Source organism: Lentiprolixibacter sp. (assembly GCF_982873095.1).
This window is the reverse complement of the sequence record NZ_CEYNTP010000025.1, coordinates 1-18,031: the sequence shown is the minus strand read 5'-3', so window position 1 is coordinate 18,031 and position 18,031 is coordinate 1. Positions and strand designations below refer to the sequence as shown.

The window sequence follows — 18,031 nt, the reverse complement described above, 5'->3', positions numbered from 1 at the left end:
CCCTCCTCGCGATGAGCCGGGCAGGGCCCGACCGTGGGTGGGCCCACCGACAGGTGAGCGACTTGGTTTATCTTTCAATCCCGAACGACCGTTCGACGGCTGGTGCCGTTGCAGAAGGGCCCGCCCGTGGGGCGGTTTCCCTCGGGCATCCCTTGGGCTGCTCAGGGGCAAGGATCCTGGTTACTTTGATCCACGTTCTCCGGCAACAACAGGCAAAATTTGGTGCTGCAGCCATATGTAATGGTGGTGGAGGTGCCTCCGCCCTTGTCCTGGAACGCCTTTAAACCCTGATTTACTGACCGCCTATGCCCTTTGGTATCTGCCCCTTGAGTGTGATCGCTGTACGAGAATCGGCTGATGAAAATAGTCGGATGATCACGCAACTCCTGTACGGGGAACTTTTCAGGCTTACCGATCATAGGAAATACTGGAGTAAAATCAGGATTACCGGAGAAAAATGGGAAGGTTGGATCCGAAAGGAGCAGTTCAAGGAACTCAGCGATACAGAATACAAAAAATTAACAGATTCAGGGTCGGAGCAATATGCACTGGACCTGGTCTCCTTTGCCAGCACGGAACAAGGCGTACTTATCCCTATTCTCCTGGGCTCTAACGTGGCCCATACTGACGTCCTGGCACACTCCCATGAAGGCACAGCCTCCAATGGGGAATTTCATAAATCAAAACTGGTGGATACGGCCCTTTTGTATTTAAACGCACCTGAATTGAGGGGAGGCAAAGGACCGTTTGGGATCGACAGTGCAGGCTTTACTCAAATGGTCTATAAAATAAACGGGGTGCAGCTCCTCAGAACACCTGAGGAACAAGCAACTCAAGGGGAACCCCTGAGTTTTATAGAAGAAAGTGAAGCCGGGGACCTTGCTTTTTTTGATGATAAGGAAGGGAACATTACCCATGTGGGCATCATTATGAAGGATAACTATATCATACACGTTGACGGTAAGGTGCGTATCGATCGCCTGGACCATACAGGGATCTTTAACCGGGAAAAGCGCAATTACACCCACCAATTGCGGGTCATTAAAAAAATAAAATAAAAAAACCCTGACGCTTAGGTCAGGGTTTTTTATTGTTAAGGCTTCCTTTTATTCGCCCAATAACTTCTTAATTCTCATGAAATTTTCCGTATCTCCCAAGGCACCGTAGATATTTTTCAATTGAGTCAGGATTCCCTGATTATCCGGATTGGCTTTCAGGGCATCTTCCAGAACGGTTACACCTTCCAAGAAAAGATCGTCTTTTCGCTTTTTCAATTCTTCGTATTTCGCGATATCGTCACGTGAATTACCAAGGTTGTTCATTTCGTCAATAAGGCTGTTCCCTTCATTTACATAGGTAGTAGAGAGGTTCAGGGAAGCATTTACATAGCCGGGATTTATTTCCAGCGCTTTTTTATATGCCGTTCGGGCATCTTCGTAGTTTTCCTGTTCCATGTTGATAACCCCAATATTGTAATGCAAATCAGCATTATCGGGAGCCATTTCAGCTGCCTCAGCCATCAGTGCTTTAAATTTCTCCTTATCCCCAAGGCGATAGTACAGATTGGCTTCATTAAGAATCAGGTTTACATCGCCTGGGCTGTCTGCACGTGCTTCAGAAAAGGCCGCAATAGCCTTGTCGTCCTCACCCAGTTGTGAATAGATCAGGGCAATATTCTTAACGATCTCTGCCCGCTTGGAAGGTGTTTTCTCGTCTACAGGATCTTTGAATTCCCCGGATTTAACCATCAGGTCGCGCTGGAACTTATCATTCATTGTTTCCACTTGACCTGTAGCCACATTGGTAGCTTTGTATTCCATCACGCTTCCGTCATATCCCAGTTCTTTCAACTCGTTATAGTGCTCCAGGGCCATATCATAGTGCCCTCCATTTACGGCACTGCTCGCTGCAAAATAAAGGTAAACCGTATCCTGGGGACGCATGGTATAACTCATGTACAACTTTTCAGCTGCAGACTTGTAGTCTTTGTTCTTGTTATCCTCTACAGCAGAATTAACAAGGTCGGCGCTCATAGCGTCCATCAACTGACGAGTCTCATTGGAATATTTAGATTTCCCACTTTGTTCTTCAGTGCTTATTACCTTGTTGTACGCGTCAGCCGCTTTCTTAAAGGCTGAATTATCCCCCTTATTGGCCATATCTGCGTATACCTTTCCCTGGAGGTAATAGTATTGTGCCTGTAAGCGGGCATCGGCACCTTCAATCATGCCGGAAATACTTTCCAGTTGCGCCATTGCATCTGCAGTTGAACCACCTTTCAATGCTTTTTCAGCTGCTTTAAGCTCACTCTTTTGGGCAAAACCGACCACAGAAAAAGCCATGGCCAGCAGTATTAAAATTTTAGTCTTCATTGTATGCATTATTTACGTGTTAGTGTCTGTTTTAAAAAGTTATTCGTCGTTTTCAGGGTTATCAGTATCAATTGCCGTGCCATCTTCCGTTTGCACCTCGATATTTCGGATATCCGTATCATCCAGATCGTCCTCGTCATGCATCACCTTGGCAACAGCGGCGATAGAATCGTTCCCTTTTAAATTGATCAGTTTAACCCCCTGGGTAGCCCGACCCATCGTTCTTAAATCCTCCACACTCATGCGAATGGCAATCCCGGACTTATTAATTATCATCAGGTCATCTGAGTCGGACACGTTTTTGATCGCTACCAGTCCGCCTGTCTTCTCTGTGATGGAAATGGTCTTGACCCCTTTTCCTCCCCGGTTGGTAATGCGGTAGTCATCAATGGTGGACCGTTTCCCATAGCCATTTTCTGAAACCACCAGGATGTCATCGTCAAAGTTATGTACGGATACCATACCGATTACCTCATCCTCATCACTGGCAAGGGTAATGCCTCGAACCCCGGAGGCTGTTCGTCCCATTGGGCGGGTTTTGCTTTCCTCAAAGCGGATAGCCTTACCGGATTTCAGCCCGAGGAAGATCTGACTGGTTCCCGTTGTAAGCTTGGCTTCCAGCAACTCATCGTCTTCACGGATACCGATAGCGATGATCCCGTTTTGCCTGGGTCGGGAATACTGTTCCAGGGAAGTCTTTTTCACCGTCCCTTTTTTGGTAGCCATAATAACGTAGTGGCTGTTTACATATTCATCGTCCTTAAGGTCCTGGGTACAAATAAAGGCTTTGACCTTGTCGTCCTGCTCTATATTGATCAGGTTTTGAATTGCCCTTCCCTTGGAAGTACGGCTTCCTTCCGGGATTTCGTACACCCTCATCCAGAAACATTTCCCTTTTTGAGTAAAAAAGAGCATGTACTGGTGGTTGGTTCCCACAAACAAATGTTCAAGGAAGTCCTCCGTACGGGTGGCAGAAGCTTTCTGCCCTACCCCTCCTCTGTGCTGGGTCTTGTACTCGGTCAAGGGCGTACGCTTGATGTAGCCCGCATGGCTGATGGTAATAACCACCTGCTCATCCGGGATCATATCTTCAATGCTCAGGTCACCTCCTGCAAAGTTAATTTCAGACCTGCGGACGTCGCCGTATTTCTCTTTGACCTCAGCCAGCTCTTCCTTGATGATCTCCATGCGGCGTTCTTTCCTGGCCAGGATGTCCTTAAGGTCGGCTATGGTCTTTATTATTTCCTCATATTCTGTACGCAGCTTATCCTGTTCGAGGCCGGTAAGTTGTCGCAGGCGCATTTCCACAATGGCCTTCGCCTGGATCTCGGTTAGCTTGAAACGTTCCATCAGCTTGTCCCTGGCATCCTCTGCATTGGATGACGCCCGAATCAGGGCGATGACCTCATCGATATTGTCTGAAGCAATGATCAATCCTTCCAGGATATGGGCCCTGTCTTCAGCTTTTTTCAGCTCGAACTTCGTACGTCTGACCACAACTTCATGGCGATGATCCACGAAATGCCCAATGATCTGCTTGATGTTCAGGAGTTGTGGACGTCCATCCACCAGGGCGATATTGTTCACGCTAAAGGAAGACTGCAATGCGGTATACTTATACAGCGTATTCAGCACGATATTGGGGATCGCGTCGCGCTTCAGGATATAAACAATACGCATTCCCTTGCGGTCGGATTCGTCCCGAATAGTGGATATTCCGTCTATCTTCTTGTCATTGATCAGGTCAGCCGTCTTTTTGATCATGTCGGCTTTATTGACCTGGTACGGGATTTCGGTGACCACTATGGCTTCACGACCGTCAATTTCCTCAAAGGTGGCCTTGGCACGCATTACAATCCTGCCCCGGCCCGTATGGAAAGCCTCCTTCACACCATCGTACCCATAAATAATACCGCCGGTAGGAAAATCCGGGGCTTTGATATGGGTGATGAGCTCATCGACCTCTATGTCGTGGTTGTCTATATAAGCGATGGTGCCATCTACCACCTCAGAGAGGTTGTGAGGGGGCATATTAGTTGCCATTCCCACGGCTATCCCTGATGCTCCGTTGATCAGCAAGTTCGGGATGCGGGTAGGCAGTACTGTAGGCTCCTGCAGGGAATCGTCAAAGTTCAGTTGGTGGTCAACGGTGTCCTTATCGATGTCTGCCAACATTTCATCTGCGATCTTCCGCATTCGTGCTTCGGTGTAACGCATGGCAGCCGGACTGTCCCCGTCAATGGAACCAAAGTTACCCTGACCATCAATAAGCATATACCGCAGGCTCCATTCCTGGGCCATACGCACCATAGTATCATATACAGAGGTATCTCCGTGCGGGTGATATTTACCCAGAACTTCCCCGACGATACGCGCCGATTTCTTATGTGAGCTGGTGGACCGAACACCTAATTCATGCATCCCGTATAACACCCTGCGGTGTACAGGTTTTAACCCGTCCCGCACATCTGGCAGGGCACGTGACACAATGACCGACATTGAGTAATCAATGTAGGCCGATTTCATCTCATCTTCGATATTTATCGGAATCAGTTTTTCTCCTTCCGCCATATGAAAATCTTGTCGTTTTTAAGTGGTTTAAAGATCATGCCAATATACATAAAATCGCCGCGAGCACCTTATTTATTAAGGAGTTTATTAAAGAATTTATCAACACTTGAGGGGGCCAATTCCGTTGATAATTTGCATGTTAATTATTTTGTAAAACGATGTTTTTTTCGTCATTTAGACCTACTTTGACGAATATAGGTACGGTATTTGTCGTTGTTAGGACGAGAATCACTAATTTTATTACGGAATAAACACACTTTATGGACGATAATTTTTCACCCAGAGTAAAAGATGTTATTGCCTACAGCAAGGAAGAAGCATTGCGGCTCGGCCATGATTTCATTGGTACGGAGCACCTTATGCTTGGCTTACTGCGCGATGGCAATGGCAAGGCGATCAGTATCCTGGACGCTCTGGATGTGGATTTGGATCACTTGAGGAGGAAAGTTGAAATATTGAGTCCGGCTAACCCCAACTCGGGCAGCAGTCCGAAAGATAAAAAGAACCTGCACCTTACCCGGCAGGCCGAAAGGGCACTGAAGACGACTTTCCTGGAAGCAAAGCTCTTCCAAAGTTCTTCGATCAACACAGCACATTTGTTGTTGTGTATCCTGAGAAATGAAAATGACCCCACTACCAAGCTTTTGCACAAACTCAAGGTAGATTATGACGGGGTGAAGGATCAGTTCAAATCCATGATCACCAGCGAAGACGATTATGTGGAACCCACAACTTCCGAATCTTTCTCCAGTGAGTCTGATGAACCTTCTGAAGGTAAGGAAGGCTCCTTTGGGGCCACATCTGCCCAGAAAGGCAGTAAAAAATCCAAAACGCCCGTGCTGGATAATTTTGGCAGGGACCTGACCCGTCTTGCAGAAGAAAACAAATTGGACCCCGTTGTGGGCCGTGAAAAGGAAATTGAACGCGTATCACAGATCTTAAGTCGACGGAAGAAAAACAACCCCCTGCTTATCGGGGAGCCCGGCGTTGGTAAAAGTGCTATAGCTGAAGGGCTTGCACTGAGGATCATCAACAAGAAGGTTTCACGTATCCTATATAACAAACGCGTGGTTACTCTTGACCTGGCCTCGCTGGTTGCGGGGACCAAATACAGGGGGCAATTCGAGGAGCGGATGAAAGCCGTGATGAACGAATTGGAGAAGAATGACGATGTAATCCTCTTCATTGACGAAATCCATACTATTGTTGGTGCGGGAGGCGCCACAGGCAGCCTGGATGCTTCAAACATGTTCAAACCCGCCCTGGCACGAGGGGAAATTCAATGCATAGGGGCAACCACCCTGGATGAGTACCGTCAGTATATTGAAAAAGACGGGGCCCTGGAACGCCGGTTTCAGAAGGTCATGGTAGAACCTACCTCCGTAGAGGAAACCATAGAGATCTTAAAGAACATCAAGGAAAAATACGAGGAACACCACAATGTTTACTACACGGACGATGCCCTGGTGGCTTGTGTAAAGCTCACCAACCGGTATATGACAGACCGTTTCCTTCCGGACAAGGCCATTGACGCGATGGACGAGGCAGGATCCAGGGTACACATCGTGAATATGGATGTCCCCAAGCAGATCCTGGAACTTGAAAAGCAGCTCGAAGATGTGCGCGAACTTAAAAACAGCGTGGTCAAAAAACAACGCTATGAGGAAGCGGCAAAGCTCCGCGACGATGAGAAGCGCATTGAAAAAGAACTGGCTGTAGCCCAGGAAAAATGGGAAGAAGACAGCAAACTGCACAGGGAAGAGGTAAACGAGGATAATGTTGCCGACGTGGTTTCCATGATGAGCGGTATTCCGGTAAATAAGATTGCCCAGACCGAAAGCAACAAACTTGCTGAACTTCCAAATCTGATCAAAGGTAATGTGATCGGACAGGACGAAGCGGTGGCCAAAGTGGCAAAGGCCATACAGCGTAACCGTGCAGGACTTAAAGATCCAAACAAACCTATCGGTTCCTTTATTTTCCTCGGACAAACAGGGGTAGGAAAGACCCAGTTGGCCAAGGTACTTGCAAAGGAACTGTTTGATTCTGAAGATGCACTGATCCGTATCGATATGAGCGAATACATGGAAAAATTCGCCATCTCCAGATTGGTTGGGGCGCCTCCCGGATATGTGGGCTATGAAGAAGGTGGCCAACTTACCGAAAAAGTAAGGAGAAAACCGTATTCTGTAGTGCTGCTCGATGAGGTGGAGAAAGCACACCCGGATGTCTTCAATATGCTGCTTCAGGTACTGGACGACGGTTTCCTGACGGATAGTCTTGGCAGGAAAATCGACTTCCGAAATACCATAATCATCATGACCTCGAATATCGGGGCCCGACAATTGAAAGATTTTGGTCAGGGAGTTGGCTTCGGCACTGCAGCTAAAAAATCGCAGGCAGACAGCCATCAGAAGGCGGTTATTGAAAATGCACTCAAAAAGGCATTTGCACCAGAATTCCTAAACCGTATAGACGACGTCATTGTTTTCAATCCTCTTGAACGAGAACACATCCATCAGATCATTGATATTGAGCTGGCAAAGTTGTTCCAGCGTATCAAGGAGATCGGGTACCACCTGAGCCTTACCAAGAAGGCAAAGGACTATATTGCGGACAAAGGATTTGATAAGCAATACGGGGCAAGACCTCTGAAACGGGCCATACAGAAGTATATCGAAGATGCCCTGGCTGAGGAAATCGTGAACTCCAAACTCGAAGAGGGAGACAGCATTTCCATGGACTACAATGAGAAGAAAGATAAGCTTACCATTAAAATCAAGAAGGCCAAAAAATCTTCAGAAGCATAGGGTAAACATACCGTTATTGAAATAGGGCCTTTCTCAGGCCCTATTTTATTTTCTGCCCCTCCCGGTAGGAAAATGAACACGCCCCATCTTACTACCTTACCTTATAAACGATATTTGTGCTATTGGTCGTAATTATTTCAGTTTAGTACCCCTTAGATGTACATTCGATTCAGACACTATACGAGAATGAAAATTGGAGGGGCTAAAAAGAAGAAGACCGTGGTGGTCCGGGAGTATCATTTAGATATCGGGAAAGTACAGGTCTTCGACAAATACATGGTAGGCATTTTCAACGAAGGGGCCACTGTTACCCTGGAAAGGGCTTACCAGATTATCGGTATCGCGGAAATTCACTTCAAAGACCGCAATTTTGGATTCATTAGTCTTAGGAAGAATTCCTATGCGCTGGATCCCATCATTTACACCTATGTAAGGCAAATTGAAAATCTTAAGGCATTTGCCATTGTTTCCGTGAAACAGATGGACATGCATAATTTCAAGATTGAAAAGATGTTCTTTAAAAAACCCATGAAGTTTTTTATCGATTACAACAATGCCGTTACCTGGGTCAAAAGGCGCGTAAAAAACTCCAAATAGGTCGGTATTGCCTACCACTTTCGCTACAGGCACATCAGTAGCATGATTACCTATTCACCAGGGGAGCTTGTCTCCTCTTTCTTTCCGTTATCATTGGACTTTTGCCATAGGAATTGGTAAGCCATTGCCAGACGTTCTGTTATCGCAGATGCTGTAAGGGCTTCGTAACCCAGCTGTTCCGCTGCAATATCCCCGGCCAGGCCGTGCAGGTAGACACCGAAACGCGCTGCTGTCAGGGGATCGTATTTTTGGGCGATCAGACTTGTGAGTATTCCGGTAAGAACATCCCCGCTGCCTGCCGTGGCCATGCCCGGATTTCCAGTTGGGTTGATATAGCCCTTTCCCTCATGAAGTATCAACGTATACGCACCTTTGATAACAAGTACGCATTTATGACGCTCAGCGAACTGCTGTGCTTTTTCAAGCTTTTCAAAATCATTCTTCCAGGGCCCTAACAGCCTTTTCAGCTCCCCGGGGTGAGGGGTAAAAATTGTCCCTGGCGATACAGCCTTCAGTAATTCCTGATTCTCGGAAAGGATATTCAGGGCATCAGCATCCAGTACAAGAGGACCGTTGTAGTTTTTCAAAAAAGCACTTAGGGCTTTTACAGATGCCCCTGACCTGCCCATTCCGATACCCATTCCCACGGCATCTGGCGTCCAATCCGTAGCTACGGAGGTAATTTCCTTCTCTGAGGGGTCTGTGATCACCATGGCTTCAGGAACAGCAGTCTGCAGCGGAAGGTACCCACATTTGGGCAGGTAAGCTGTAAGCAGTCCACAACCGGATTGCAGGGCAGCCCTGGCCGCCAGGATCACTGCACCTATCTTCCCATAACTTCCCCCAATGATCAAAGCATGGCCAAAATCCCCTTTGTGTGCAAACCGGTTCCTGGGTCGGCACCAGGATCTGGCCTCATGCAATTCAGTTAATACAAAGTTGGTCTCTGCCTTTTCCAGAAAATCCGGATCCAGGCCAATATCAACCACCTCCCAGTTATCTATATATTTTCCGGACTCGGGTAAAAAGAAAGCGAGTTTTGGCACCTGGAAGGTCAGGACATGACTGGCGTGCACCACTGCCTGTCCGTTTTCGAGGGGACTGTCGACAAACATCCCGGAAGGCACATCAATGGATAACACAAACCGTTCTGATGTATTTATGGCTTGTATTAGTTGGCCTAGCCAGGGGGCAGCCGGACGGTTAAGGCCAATTCCAAATATGGCATCGACAATCACATCCGCATTTTGAAATTCGGGTGGAGGGGTATTCTCATCAAGATATTGGGGCCAGATCTTACGTTCCTTCAACCGCTTCAAATTGGTGAGGAAATCATCGGATCGGTGTTCACTGTAATTAACAATGAAGATGTCAATATGGTACCCGTGTTCCCATAGGTAACGCCCTAGGACAAGTCCGTCTCCCCCATTGTTCCCGATACCACAGAGGAGGTAAATATTCACCGGGGACCCCTGTAATCTTCCGTGAATCCAATCAAAAACCTGTTTTGCCGCGCGTTCCATGAGTTCATCGCTGGAGATGCCCTCCTGGTTTATTGTGGATTTGTCAGCCTGGTAGACTTGATCGGCGCTTAAAATCTTCATTATCTAAAAAATAGACCTCCTGGGTTATGACTTTTCAAAAGTAGGAGCATTAATTTGATGCAGCTATTAAATGTACTACTTTTGGACATTAAATTGAAGTGTGAAGAACAAACTGAATCACATGGATCACAAAGCACTTAAGCTGACCGATACAATATATTCGAGCCTGCCATGGGCCACCACCCCACTGGGGTGCGAAGCATAATCAATTCCTAAGCACATTTCAAACTATCGTACCCTTGGTGCGTTTCTTAAGCCTAACATTGTATGCAAGTTTTAAAATTCGGGGGAACTTCTGTTGCAAATGCAGATAACATAAAAAAAGTCAGGGAGATTGTAGTGCAAACCGCACGTGGCAAAACCATCGTTGTGGTTTCTGCCCTCGGTGGCGTTACAGACCTGCTATTGCATGCTTTGGATCTGGCGGCAGCAAAGGATGCGGCTTACAAAAAGGAACTTGCGACAATTGAAGAACGGCACTTAACTGCCATTCGCGAACTGCTTCCCATTGCAAAGCAAAGTGCCGCCCTAAGCAAGGTGAAATCAGCGCTTAACGACCTGGAATCTTACGTTGAAGGCGCCTACCTCATCGGTGAACGTACCCCCCAGTTGTCTGACAAAGTGGTCAGTTTCGGTGAATTACTAAGTGCCTATATCATTGCCCAGTATTTCATTTCGGAAGGGATTGATGCCGCTTTCAAGGACAGCAGGGAATTGATCAAAACCAACAACACTTTCGGAAAGGCGGCGGTTGCCTTTGACCTTACCGACAGGAATTGCCAGGCGTATTTTTCGGACGCCTCAGCATCGCATATCACCCTTCTTCCCGGGTTTATTGCCTCTTCGGTCACAGGTAATCCCACCACCTTGGGCAGAGGGGGTTCTGATTACACCGCTGCCGTAGTGGCTGCTGCCCTGTCCGCTGACGAATTGCAGATCTGGACGGATGTTAGCGGGATGTACACGGCCAATCCTAAACTGGTGAGCCAGGCCAGGGCCATAGAGGAAATTTCCTATCAGGAGGCCATGGAGTTATCTCATTTTGGGGCAAAAGTCCTTTACCCACCCACTATCCAACCCGTCCTGGCCAAAGGCATCCCCATACGCATTAAAAACACCTTTGAACCACAGGCCTCAGGTACACTGATATCCAGAGATCAGGTTCAAAAGGGGAGAACTGTACGTGGGATCAGTAACATTCAGGGAATTGCCCTGTTATCCCTCGAGGGACCAGGGATGATTGGCATTCCGGGAATATCTAAGAGGCTGTTTGAAGTGCTCTCCCAATCAGATATCAGCGTGGTACTGATCACTCAGGCTTCCTCCGAACATTCTATCTGTGTGGGCATCTCCGAATCAGAGGCAGATATAGCCGAAGACGTTATAAACGAAGCTTTCGCCTATGAAAGGAGCATGGGCAAGGTAAAGCCGGTTATTGTGGAAAAAGGACTGGCCATCATTGCCCTGGTAGGGGATCAGATGAAAAGCCACCAGGGATTGAGCGGGAAGATGTTCAGTGCCCTTGGCAAAAACAATGTGAATATCCGCGCCATCGCACAAGGAGCCTCCGAAAGGAATATCTCTGCGGTAATCGAGTTGGAAGATGTCAAAAAAGCACTGAATACGCTGCATGAGGAATTCTTTGAAGAAAACGTCAAGCAGCTGAACCTTTTCGTGATGGGTACCGGAAATGTTGGGGGTAAGTTACTGGATCAAATCGCACAGCAACAACAGTACCTGAAAAAAAATCTTAAATTAAGTATCAGGGTGGTGGGCATGTCCAATTCCCGTACAATGATCTTTAAGGAAAAAGGGATCCCCCTGAACGGCTGGCGCGACGCCCTTGAAAAAGGCGAGCCTGCGGATCTTGAAGTGTTTCTGGATACCCTGAAAAGAAAGAACTTCCGAAATAGCATTTTTATAGACAATACGGCAAGTGAGCGCATTTCAATCGTTTATGCACAACTATTAAAGGAGAGCATCTCGGTGGTTACCTGCAATAAAATCGCATGTTCATCCGACTATAACAATTATCAGGCGCTCAAATCGTTGTCCAGGACCTATAACGCCCCTTTCCTCTTTGAGACCAATGTTGGTGCCGGGTTACCCATTATTGACACCCTTAAACACCTGATTGCTTCAGGGGATAAAGTCCATAAGATCCAGGCGGTACTTTCAGGCAGCCTTAATTTTGTCTTTAATAATTTTAATGACCAGACGACCTTCCATGAAGTAGTAAAGCAGGCACAGGAACAGGGATACACTGAACCGGATCCTAAGATCGACCTCAGCGGTATAGATGTCATGCGCAAGATCCTGATCCTTGTCCGTGAAAGTGGCTACAAGATGGACCTTGAGCAAATCGAAAACGATTCCTTCTTGTCTGATGAAAGCCTGGATACCCCGGACAATGACGCTTTTTTTGCTTCGCTAAAAAAGCATGAAGAAAGCTTTCAAAACCGGTATTTACAGGCTAAGGAGAACAATTGCAGACTGAAGTACGTGGCAGAGTTCGAAAACGGGAAAGCCCGTGTAGGCTTACAGGAAATCCCTGAGGGGCATGATTTTTATAACCTCAAGGGAAGTGATAACATTGTACTCTTTTTCACAGAGCGCTATCCCGAACAACCTTTAATTGTAAAGGGGGCCGGAGCAGGGGCAGATGTTACTGCTTCCGGGCTTTTTGCAGATATCATCAGAATCGGTAATTTTTAGGCCATGGACGCAGTGCAACTATTTTGTCCGGCTACCATCGCCAATATCTCTTGTGGTTTTGATGTACTGGGATTGGCCCTGGATGCTGTGGGGGACGAAATGATCATTGGAAAGTCAGATATCCCGGGCGTACGGATAACCAGGGTTACCGGACAGGATTTACCCATGGAAACGGAAAAGAACGTGGCCGGTGTAGCCGCCCTTGCTTTGCTCAAATCCCTTGATCATCCCGGAGGCTTTGAAATCGAAATCACTAAAAAAATCAAGCCTGGCAGTGGCATTGGAAGTAGTGCCGCCAGTGCTGCCGGGGCCGTGGCAGGAATCAACAGCCTGCTTGGGGAGCCTTACTCTAAAGAGGAATTAGTACCCTTTGCCATGCAAGGTGAAAAATTGGCCAGTGGGGTGGCCCATGCTGATAATGTGGCCCCAGCCCTTCTTGGCGGATTTACCCTGGTACGGAGTTATGATCCGCTCGACATCATAAAACTGAATACCCCGGAAAAGCTGTATGCCACCATCCTGCATCCCCAGATCGAAGTAAAAACCGCCGATTCCCGAAAGATCCTGAAAACGGTAATTTCCCTGGAAGATGGCATCCGGCAGTGGGGCAATGTAGGAGGCCTTGTAGCTGGTTTATATACAGAGGACTACGACTTGATTGGTCGTTCCCTGGAAGACCATATTGTGGAGCCCATTCGCTCTATTCTGATCCCGGGATATGAGCAACTTAAAAAAGCATCCCGCAATGAGGGTGCCCTGGGTGTGGGTATCTCGGGTTCAGGGCCCTCTGTTTTTGCGCTAAGTAAAGGCAAAAATAGGGCGACGGCGGTTGCCAGCGCATTTGAAGAAGCATATACTGCCATCGGGGTTCCCTTTGAAATTCACGTTTCAAAAATTAATCCGGAGGGGATCAAAATAAGTAATCAATGGTAAAAATGGAGATGACAAGGCCATATGAAATACTTCAGTTTACATCATAAGGCACCTGAGGCCAGTTTTAAAGAGGCGGTGATCCGGGGAATCGCCCCTGACAGGGGTTTGTATTTCCCGGAACGTATTCGTCCGCTTCCTTCCTCCTTTTTTGATTCCATTGCCACCCTCAGTAAACAGGAAATAGCATTAAGGGCTATTACCCCCTTTGTAGCAGGTGAAATCCCGGAAAAAGAACTGGAGAAGATCCTGGAAACCGTTCTCGATTTTGATTTTCCTCTCGTCAAACTGGATGAAAATACAGCAGTTCTGGAATTGTTTCACGGGCCCACCATGGCCTTTAAAGATGTTGGGGCGAGATTTATGGCGAAATGCCTGGAATATTTTAACCGGGAAGACGATCAGGAAGTAACCATTCTGGTCGCTACTTCTGGAGATACTGGTGGTGCTGTTGCCAATGGTTTTTTAGGGGTAAAAGGCGTGAAAGTGGTTATCCTCTACCCCTCCGGAAAAGTGAGTGACATTCAGGAAAGACAGCTTACCACATTGGGGAATAATATTACAGCACTTGAAGTACAGGGAACTTTTGACGATTGCCAGCATATGGTAAAAACAGCCTTTTTGGACGAGAGTATCCTGGCAAAAAGAAAGCTCACTTCTGCCAATTCCATTAATGTAGCCCGGTGGTTGCCTCAGATGTTTTATTATTTGTTTGCTTACAAGGCTGTTAAACACAAAGGAAGGAAACTGGTGTTTTCCGTTCCCAGTGGTAATTTTGGTAATATCTGCGCCGGGATGGTAGCCCATAGACTGGGCATGCCCTGTTCCCAGTTTATTGCTGCCACCAATGTAAACGATACGGTCCCGCAGTTTATGGAAAACCGGGTATATGCCCCAAAACCTTCTGTGGCCACAATTTCCAACGCCATGGATGTGGGTGATCCCAGTAATTTTATCAGGGTACGTCAACTTTATGACAACCAGTTTCCCAGCCTTCAGAAACACCTCTCCAGCTACTCCTTTAACGACCTGGAAACACGGGATGCCATGAAGGCGCTATACAAGAAGTATGGATATATTGCCGACCCGCATGGGGCAGTAGGTTATCTGGGGTTAAGGAGCTATCAGCAGGAACAGCAGGATGTTTTGGGCATTTTCCTGGAGACAGCACATCCCATAAAATTCCTAGATGTTGTGAAAGATACGCTGCACCTTGAACTACCCCTTCCTCCTCAGATCCGGAAAGTGATGAACAAGGAAAAAGTTTCCCTCCCTGTCACTACCTATGTAGACCTGAAAGAATTTCTCCTCAAATCCTGAGCCTATCGGGAAGAGAATTAACATTTATTTTATGAAAACAGTGCCGGAAGACCGGGTGCGCTCTGTGTTATTTTGGGTAAATTTGGGGGGTTCAAAAATGCGATAACCTATGAAAAAAACAGCATTGTCTGAAGTACACAGGGCATTGGGGGCAAAAATGGTCCCTTTTGCCGGTTTCGAAATGCCCGTTTCTTATGAAGGGGTAAATATTGAACACGAAACAGTGAGGAATGGCGTGGGTGTGTTTGATGTTTCCCATATGGGTGAATTCCTGATCGAAGGTCCAAAAGCCCTTGATTTAATACAAAAAATCTCTTCAAACGATGCTTCTAAACTGACCCTGGGCAAGGCGCAGTATAGCTGCATGCCAAATGAAAACGGCGGTATAGTGGACGACCTCATTATCTACCGCGTCAAGGAAGAAGTCTATTTACTGGTTGTGAACGCTTCGAATATTGACAAGGATTGGGACCATATTTCCAAATACAATAAAAATATTGGGGCGCAGATGCGAAATATATCTGATGCTTACTCCCTCCTTGCCATACAGGGACCAAAAGCCGTGGAGGCTATGCAAACCCTCAGTACTGTGGATTTGTCTGCCATCAAGTTCTACAATTTTGTGGTTGGGGATTTTGCGGGTATCGAACACACGATTATTTCCGCTACCGGTTACACCGGTTCAGGCGGGTTTGAGATCTACTGTAAAAATGAGGAGGTGGAACAGGTCTGGACCAAAGTCCTTGAAGCCGGCGAGCCCTTTGGTATAAAACCTATAGGTCTTGCAGCCAGAGATACCCTGCGATTGGAAATGGGGTATTGCCTGTACGGAAACGATATTGATGACACCACTTCTCCCATTGAAGCCGGTCTGGGCTGGATCACCAAATTCACCAAAGAGTTCGTGAATCATGAGGCGCTTGCCAGAGAAAAAGAGGAAGGGCCCAAAAGAAAGCTGGTCGCATTTGAAATGAGTGAACGGGCCATCCCAAGACAGGGATACGCTATCCTGGATGAACAGGGAAAGGAGATCGGGCAGGTTACCTCAGGGACCATGTCCCCTTCATTGGGAATCGGGATCGGAATGGGCTATGTTCCTGCTGAACTTTCAGGAGTGGACACAGATATACAGGTGCAGATCAGGAAAAAAGCTGTGCCAGCCAGAATTGTAAAACTGCCGTTTTACAAAAAATAATTCAGAAGAATGGCAGAAGACGAGGGGCAGAAGGAAAGAAGCAGTAGAAAAGTCTTGATTCTGGGAGGAAGTGGTTTCCTGGGCAATGCCATATACAAAGAACTCTGCAATTACTACAACACTTTTGGCACCTATTGTTCTGCAAGACGGGCCTTTGAAGACAACCAGCAATTTGTAAAGTACGACATGCAGGAGGACGATATCGTTCAGCTGCTGGAAAGGATCAAACCCAATATCATAATTTCTGCCCTGAGGGGCAGTTTTGCCGCACAAATCCAGGCCCATCAGCATATGATGGAATACCTCCTCAAAAACGATTGCGCCTTATTTTTCCTTTCGTCAGCCAACGTGTTTGACGCCTACAGCAAATTTCCCTCATACGAGTATGATAAAACCCTCTCAGAGAGCATCTACGGTCGATTGAAGATCAAGATCGAGAACATGCTCCTCCGATTGCCGAAATCCAAAATGGCCATTCTGCGGGTACCTATGGTTTTTGGGAATACATCACCCCGCATACGGGAAATGAAAAGGCAGATCTGGAAAAATGAGCCCATAGAGGTATTCCCTAACCTGATCATCAACGTCACCAATGACGATCGGCTCACCCAGCAGATCCACTATCTTATTAATCGCAATAAACGCGGGATTTTTCACCTTGGGAGTACGGACCTGGTACATCACGAGGATTTTATTAAAGAAGTAGTTGAGCGTATTGGCAGCTTTAATCCAATCTACAAAAGGGTGTATACAACGAATGAAGAACGCTACCTTGCCGTACTGCCCAAGCATAATTTGTTGCCGAAGTATCTGCGGGTTACCTATCAGGAAATAATTGACCATCATTTGGTAACTTAAGCAGCGAAACAGCTATACGAATCAAATAAGGAAGAAAATGGAAAAGTTATCACAATCGGATATCGAAAAACGACTTAATGCCCTTCCGGGATGGACATACACCGGAACCGCCATAGAAAAGAGCTTCAAATTTGAAAACTTCAAAGCCGCCTTCTCCGTAATGACCCGGATTGCCTTTGAGTGTGAAGCCCTCAATCACCATCCCGACTGGAAAAATGTGTACAATCAGTTACATATCGCCCTGAACACTCATGATGCACAGGGAATAACGGAAAAGGACTTTACCCTGGCAGAGAAAATACAGGACATCGTCTCTGGATAGCCGAGATATCCGGCGCTTGCCAAGGTGGGAAAAAACATTAAATTTGGATGCGCTAAAAGAAAGCTATGGGACGAGCATTTGAATTCAGAAAAGCGAGAAAACTAAAGCGCTGGGCAGCCATGTCCAAGGCCTTTACACGTATCGGAAAGGATATCGTAATGGCCGTTAAGGAAGGGGGGCCAGATCCGGATGCCAATTCCCGCTTACGTGCCGTCATCCAGAATGCCAAAGCCGTCAATATGCCCAAAGACAATATTGAACGGGCGATCAAACGGGCGACAGATAAATCCCAGGGGGATTACAAAGAAGTGCTTTTCGAGGGGTATGGGCCCCATGGTATAGCCATTCTGATAGAAACGGCAACCGATAACAATACCCGTACGGTGGCAAATATCCGTAGTTATTTTAACAAGTACAACGGCAGCCTGGGAACTTCAGGTTCTGTGGAGTTCATGTTTGACCACACTTGTACTTTCCGGATCAACAATGAAGGGATAGACCCCGAAGAACTGGAACTGGACATGATCGATTTTGGGGCTGAGGAAGTCTTTACAGATGACGACGGCATCCATATCTATGCCCCTTTCGAAAGCTTTGGGGCCATTCAGAAAGAATTGGAATCCAGGGGAATTAAGATCCTCTCTTCAGGGTTCGACCGCATCCCCCAGGCCACCAAAGAGCTCACCCCTGAACAGGTCGAGGAGGTCGAAAAACTGCTCGAAAAGATCGAAGAAGAC

At 47.0% G+C, this 18,031-nt stretch carries 13 protein-coding genes and 1 pseudogene; 11 read left to right on the top strand and 3 right to left on the bottom strand.

Annotated elements, in window-relative coordinates; translation table 11 throughout:
- Positions 1-284, top strand: a pseudogene (locus AC4E7D_RS03195) (hypothetical protein); the annotation flags it as partial.
- 21 nt (positions 285-305) lie between these two features.
- A complete protein-coding gene (locus tag AC4E7D_RS03190) occupies positions 306-1,058 on the top strand; it encodes a C40 family peptidase (RefSeq protein ID WP_490172362.1) in 753 nt (250 codons plus the stop codon).
- A 48-nt stretch (positions 1,059-1,106) separates the two neighbouring features.
- Here the strand turns inward: AC4E7D_RS03190 and AC4E7D_RS03185 are convergent, their stop codons facing one another.
- Positions 1,107-2,372 carry a tetratricopeptide repeat protein gene (locus AC4E7D_RS03185; protein WP_490172361.1) on the bottom strand — a complete coding sequence of 422 codons (1,266 nt, stop codon included), beginning with the start codon at positions 2,370-2,372 and terminating at the stop codon, positions 1,107-1,109.
- A gap of 39 nt (positions 2,373-2,411) precedes the next feature.
- Positions 2,412-4,943 carry a DNA gyrase subunit A gene (gene gyrA / locus AC4E7D_RS03180; RefSeq protein ID WP_490172360.1) on the bottom strand — a complete coding sequence of 844 codons (2,532 nt, stop codon included), beginning with the start codon at positions 4,941-4,943 and terminating at the stop codon, positions 2,412-2,414.
- Between the two features lie 260 nt (positions 4,944-5,203).
- On the opposite strand from gyrA, the gene AC4E7D_RS03175 reads away from it, so the two are divergent.
- Together AC4E7D_RS03175 and AC4E7D_RS03170 are read left to right on the top strand one after the other, a co-directional pair.
- A complete protein-coding gene (locus AC4E7D_RS03175) occupies positions 5,204-7,753 on the top strand; it encodes an ATP-dependent Clp protease ATP-binding subunit (RefSeq protein ID WP_490172359.1) in 2,550 nt (849 codons plus the stop codon).
- Between the two features lie 186 nt (positions 7,754-7,939).
- Positions 7,940-8,350 (top strand): STAS/SEC14 domain-containing protein, encoded by a 411-nt coding sequence (locus AC4E7D_RS03170; RefSeq protein WP_490172358.1) that lies wholly within the window; start codon positions 7,940-7,942, stop codon positions 8,348-8,350.
- A gap of 50 nt (positions 8,351-8,400) precedes the next feature.
- Here the strand turns inward: AC4E7D_RS03170 and AC4E7D_RS03165 are convergent, their stop codons facing one another.
- Entirely contained in the window at positions 8,401-9,954 is a 1,554-nt protein-coding gene (locus tag AC4E7D_RS03165) for an NAD(P)H-hydrate dehydratase (protein ID WP_490172357.1), read from the bottom strand.
- Positions 9,955-10,221: 267 nt separating this feature from the next.
- Between AC4E7D_RS03165 and thrA the strand changes: the two genes are divergently transcribed.
- The 7 genes from thrA to AC4E7D_RS03130 all read left to right on the top strand — a co-directional run.
- Positions 10,222-12,669, top strand: a complete 2,448-nt coding sequence (gene thrA / locus AC4E7D_RS03160; RefSeq protein ID WP_490172356.1) for a bifunctional aspartate kinase/homoserine dehydrogenase I — start codon at positions 10,222-10,224, stop codon at positions 12,667-12,669.
- Between the two features lie 3 nt (positions 12,670-12,672).
- The gene (locus AC4E7D_RS03155) at positions 12,673-13,602 is read left to right on the top strand and encodes a homoserine kinase (RefSeq protein WP_490172355.1); all 930 of its coding nucleotides are present in this window, start codon (positions 12,673-12,675) and stop codon (positions 13,600-13,602) included.
- A gap of 21 nt (positions 13,603-13,623) precedes the next feature.
- Positions 13,624-14,919 carry a threonine synthase gene (gene thrC / locus AC4E7D_RS03150; protein WP_490172354.1) on the top strand — a complete coding sequence of 432 codons (1,296 nt, stop codon included), beginning with the start codon at positions 13,624-13,626 and terminating at the stop codon, positions 14,917-14,919.
- Positions 14,920-15,028: 109 nt separating this feature from the next.
- A complete protein-coding gene (gene gcvT / locus AC4E7D_RS03145; RefSeq protein WP_490172353.1) occupies positions 15,029-16,114 on the top strand; it encodes a glycine cleavage system aminomethyltransferase GcvT in 1,086 nt (361 codons plus the stop codon).
- Between the two features lie 9 nt (positions 16,115-16,123).
- On the top strand, positions 16,124-16,972 hold the full coding sequence (locus AC4E7D_RS03140) for a sugar nucleotide-binding protein (RefSeq protein ID WP_490172352.1): 849 nt from the start codon (positions 16,124-16,126) through the stop codon (positions 16,970-16,972).
- Between the two features lie 37 nt (positions 16,973-17,009).
- Positions 17,010-17,294 (top strand): 4a-hydroxytetrahydrobiopterin dehydratase, encoded by a 285-nt coding sequence (locus AC4E7D_RS03135; RefSeq protein WP_490172351.1) that lies wholly within the window; start codon positions 17,010-17,012, stop codon positions 17,292-17,294.
- Positions 17,295-17,359: 65 nt separating this feature from the next.
- Positions 17,360-18,031 (top strand): YebC/PmpR family DNA-binding transcriptional regulator (locus AC4E7D_RS03130; protein ID WP_490172350.1); only part of this gene is annotated, 672 nt, incomplete at its 3' end.

Bases quoted from the DNA above. Each gene is read 5' to 3' on its own strand.
- AC4E7D_RS03190 (WP_490172362.1), top strand. From the start codon at position 306: ATGCCCTTTGGTATCTGCCCCTTGAGTGTGATCGCTGTACGAGAATCG.
- AC4E7D_RS03185 (WP_490172361.1), bottom strand. From the start codon at position 2,372: ATGAAGACTAAAATTTTAATACTGCTGGCCATGGCTTTTTCTGTGGTC.
- gyrA (WP_490172360.1), bottom strand. From the start codon at position 4,943: ATGGCGGAAGGAGAAAAACTGATTCCGATAAATATCGAAGATGAGATG.
- AC4E7D_RS03175 (WP_490172359.1), top strand. From the start codon at position 5,204: ATGGACGATAATTTTTCACCCAGAGTAAAAGATGTTATTGCCTACAGC.
- AC4E7D_RS03170 (WP_490172358.1), top strand. From the start codon at position 7,940: ATGAAAATTGGAGGGGCTAAAAAGAAGAAGACCGTGGTGGTCCGGGAG.
- AC4E7D_RS03165 (WP_490172357.1), bottom strand. From the start codon at position 9,954: ATGAAGATTTTAAGCGCCGATCAAGTCTACCAGGCTGACAAATCCACA.
- thrA (WP_490172356.1), top strand. From the start codon at position 10,222: ATGCAAGTTTTAAAATTCGGGGGAACTTCTGTTGCAAATGCAGATAAC.
- AC4E7D_RS03155 (WP_490172355.1), top strand. From the start codon at position 12,673: ATGGACGCAGTGCAACTATTTTGTCCGGCTACCATCGCCAATATCTCT.
- thrC (WP_490172354.1), top strand. From the start codon at position 13,624: ATGAAATACTTCAGTTTACATCATAAGGCACCTGAGGCCAGTTTTAAA.
- gcvT (WP_490172353.1), top strand. From the start codon at position 15,029: ATGAAAAAAACAGCATTGTCTGAAGTACACAGGGCATTGGGGGCAAAA.
- AC4E7D_RS03140 (WP_490172352.1), top strand. From the start codon at position 16,124: ATGGCAGAAGACGAGGGGCAGAAGGAAAGAAGCAGTAGAAAAGTCTTG.
- AC4E7D_RS03135 (WP_490172351.1), top strand. From the start codon at position 17,010: ATGGAAAAGTTATCACAATCGGATATCGAAAAACGACTTAATGCCCTT.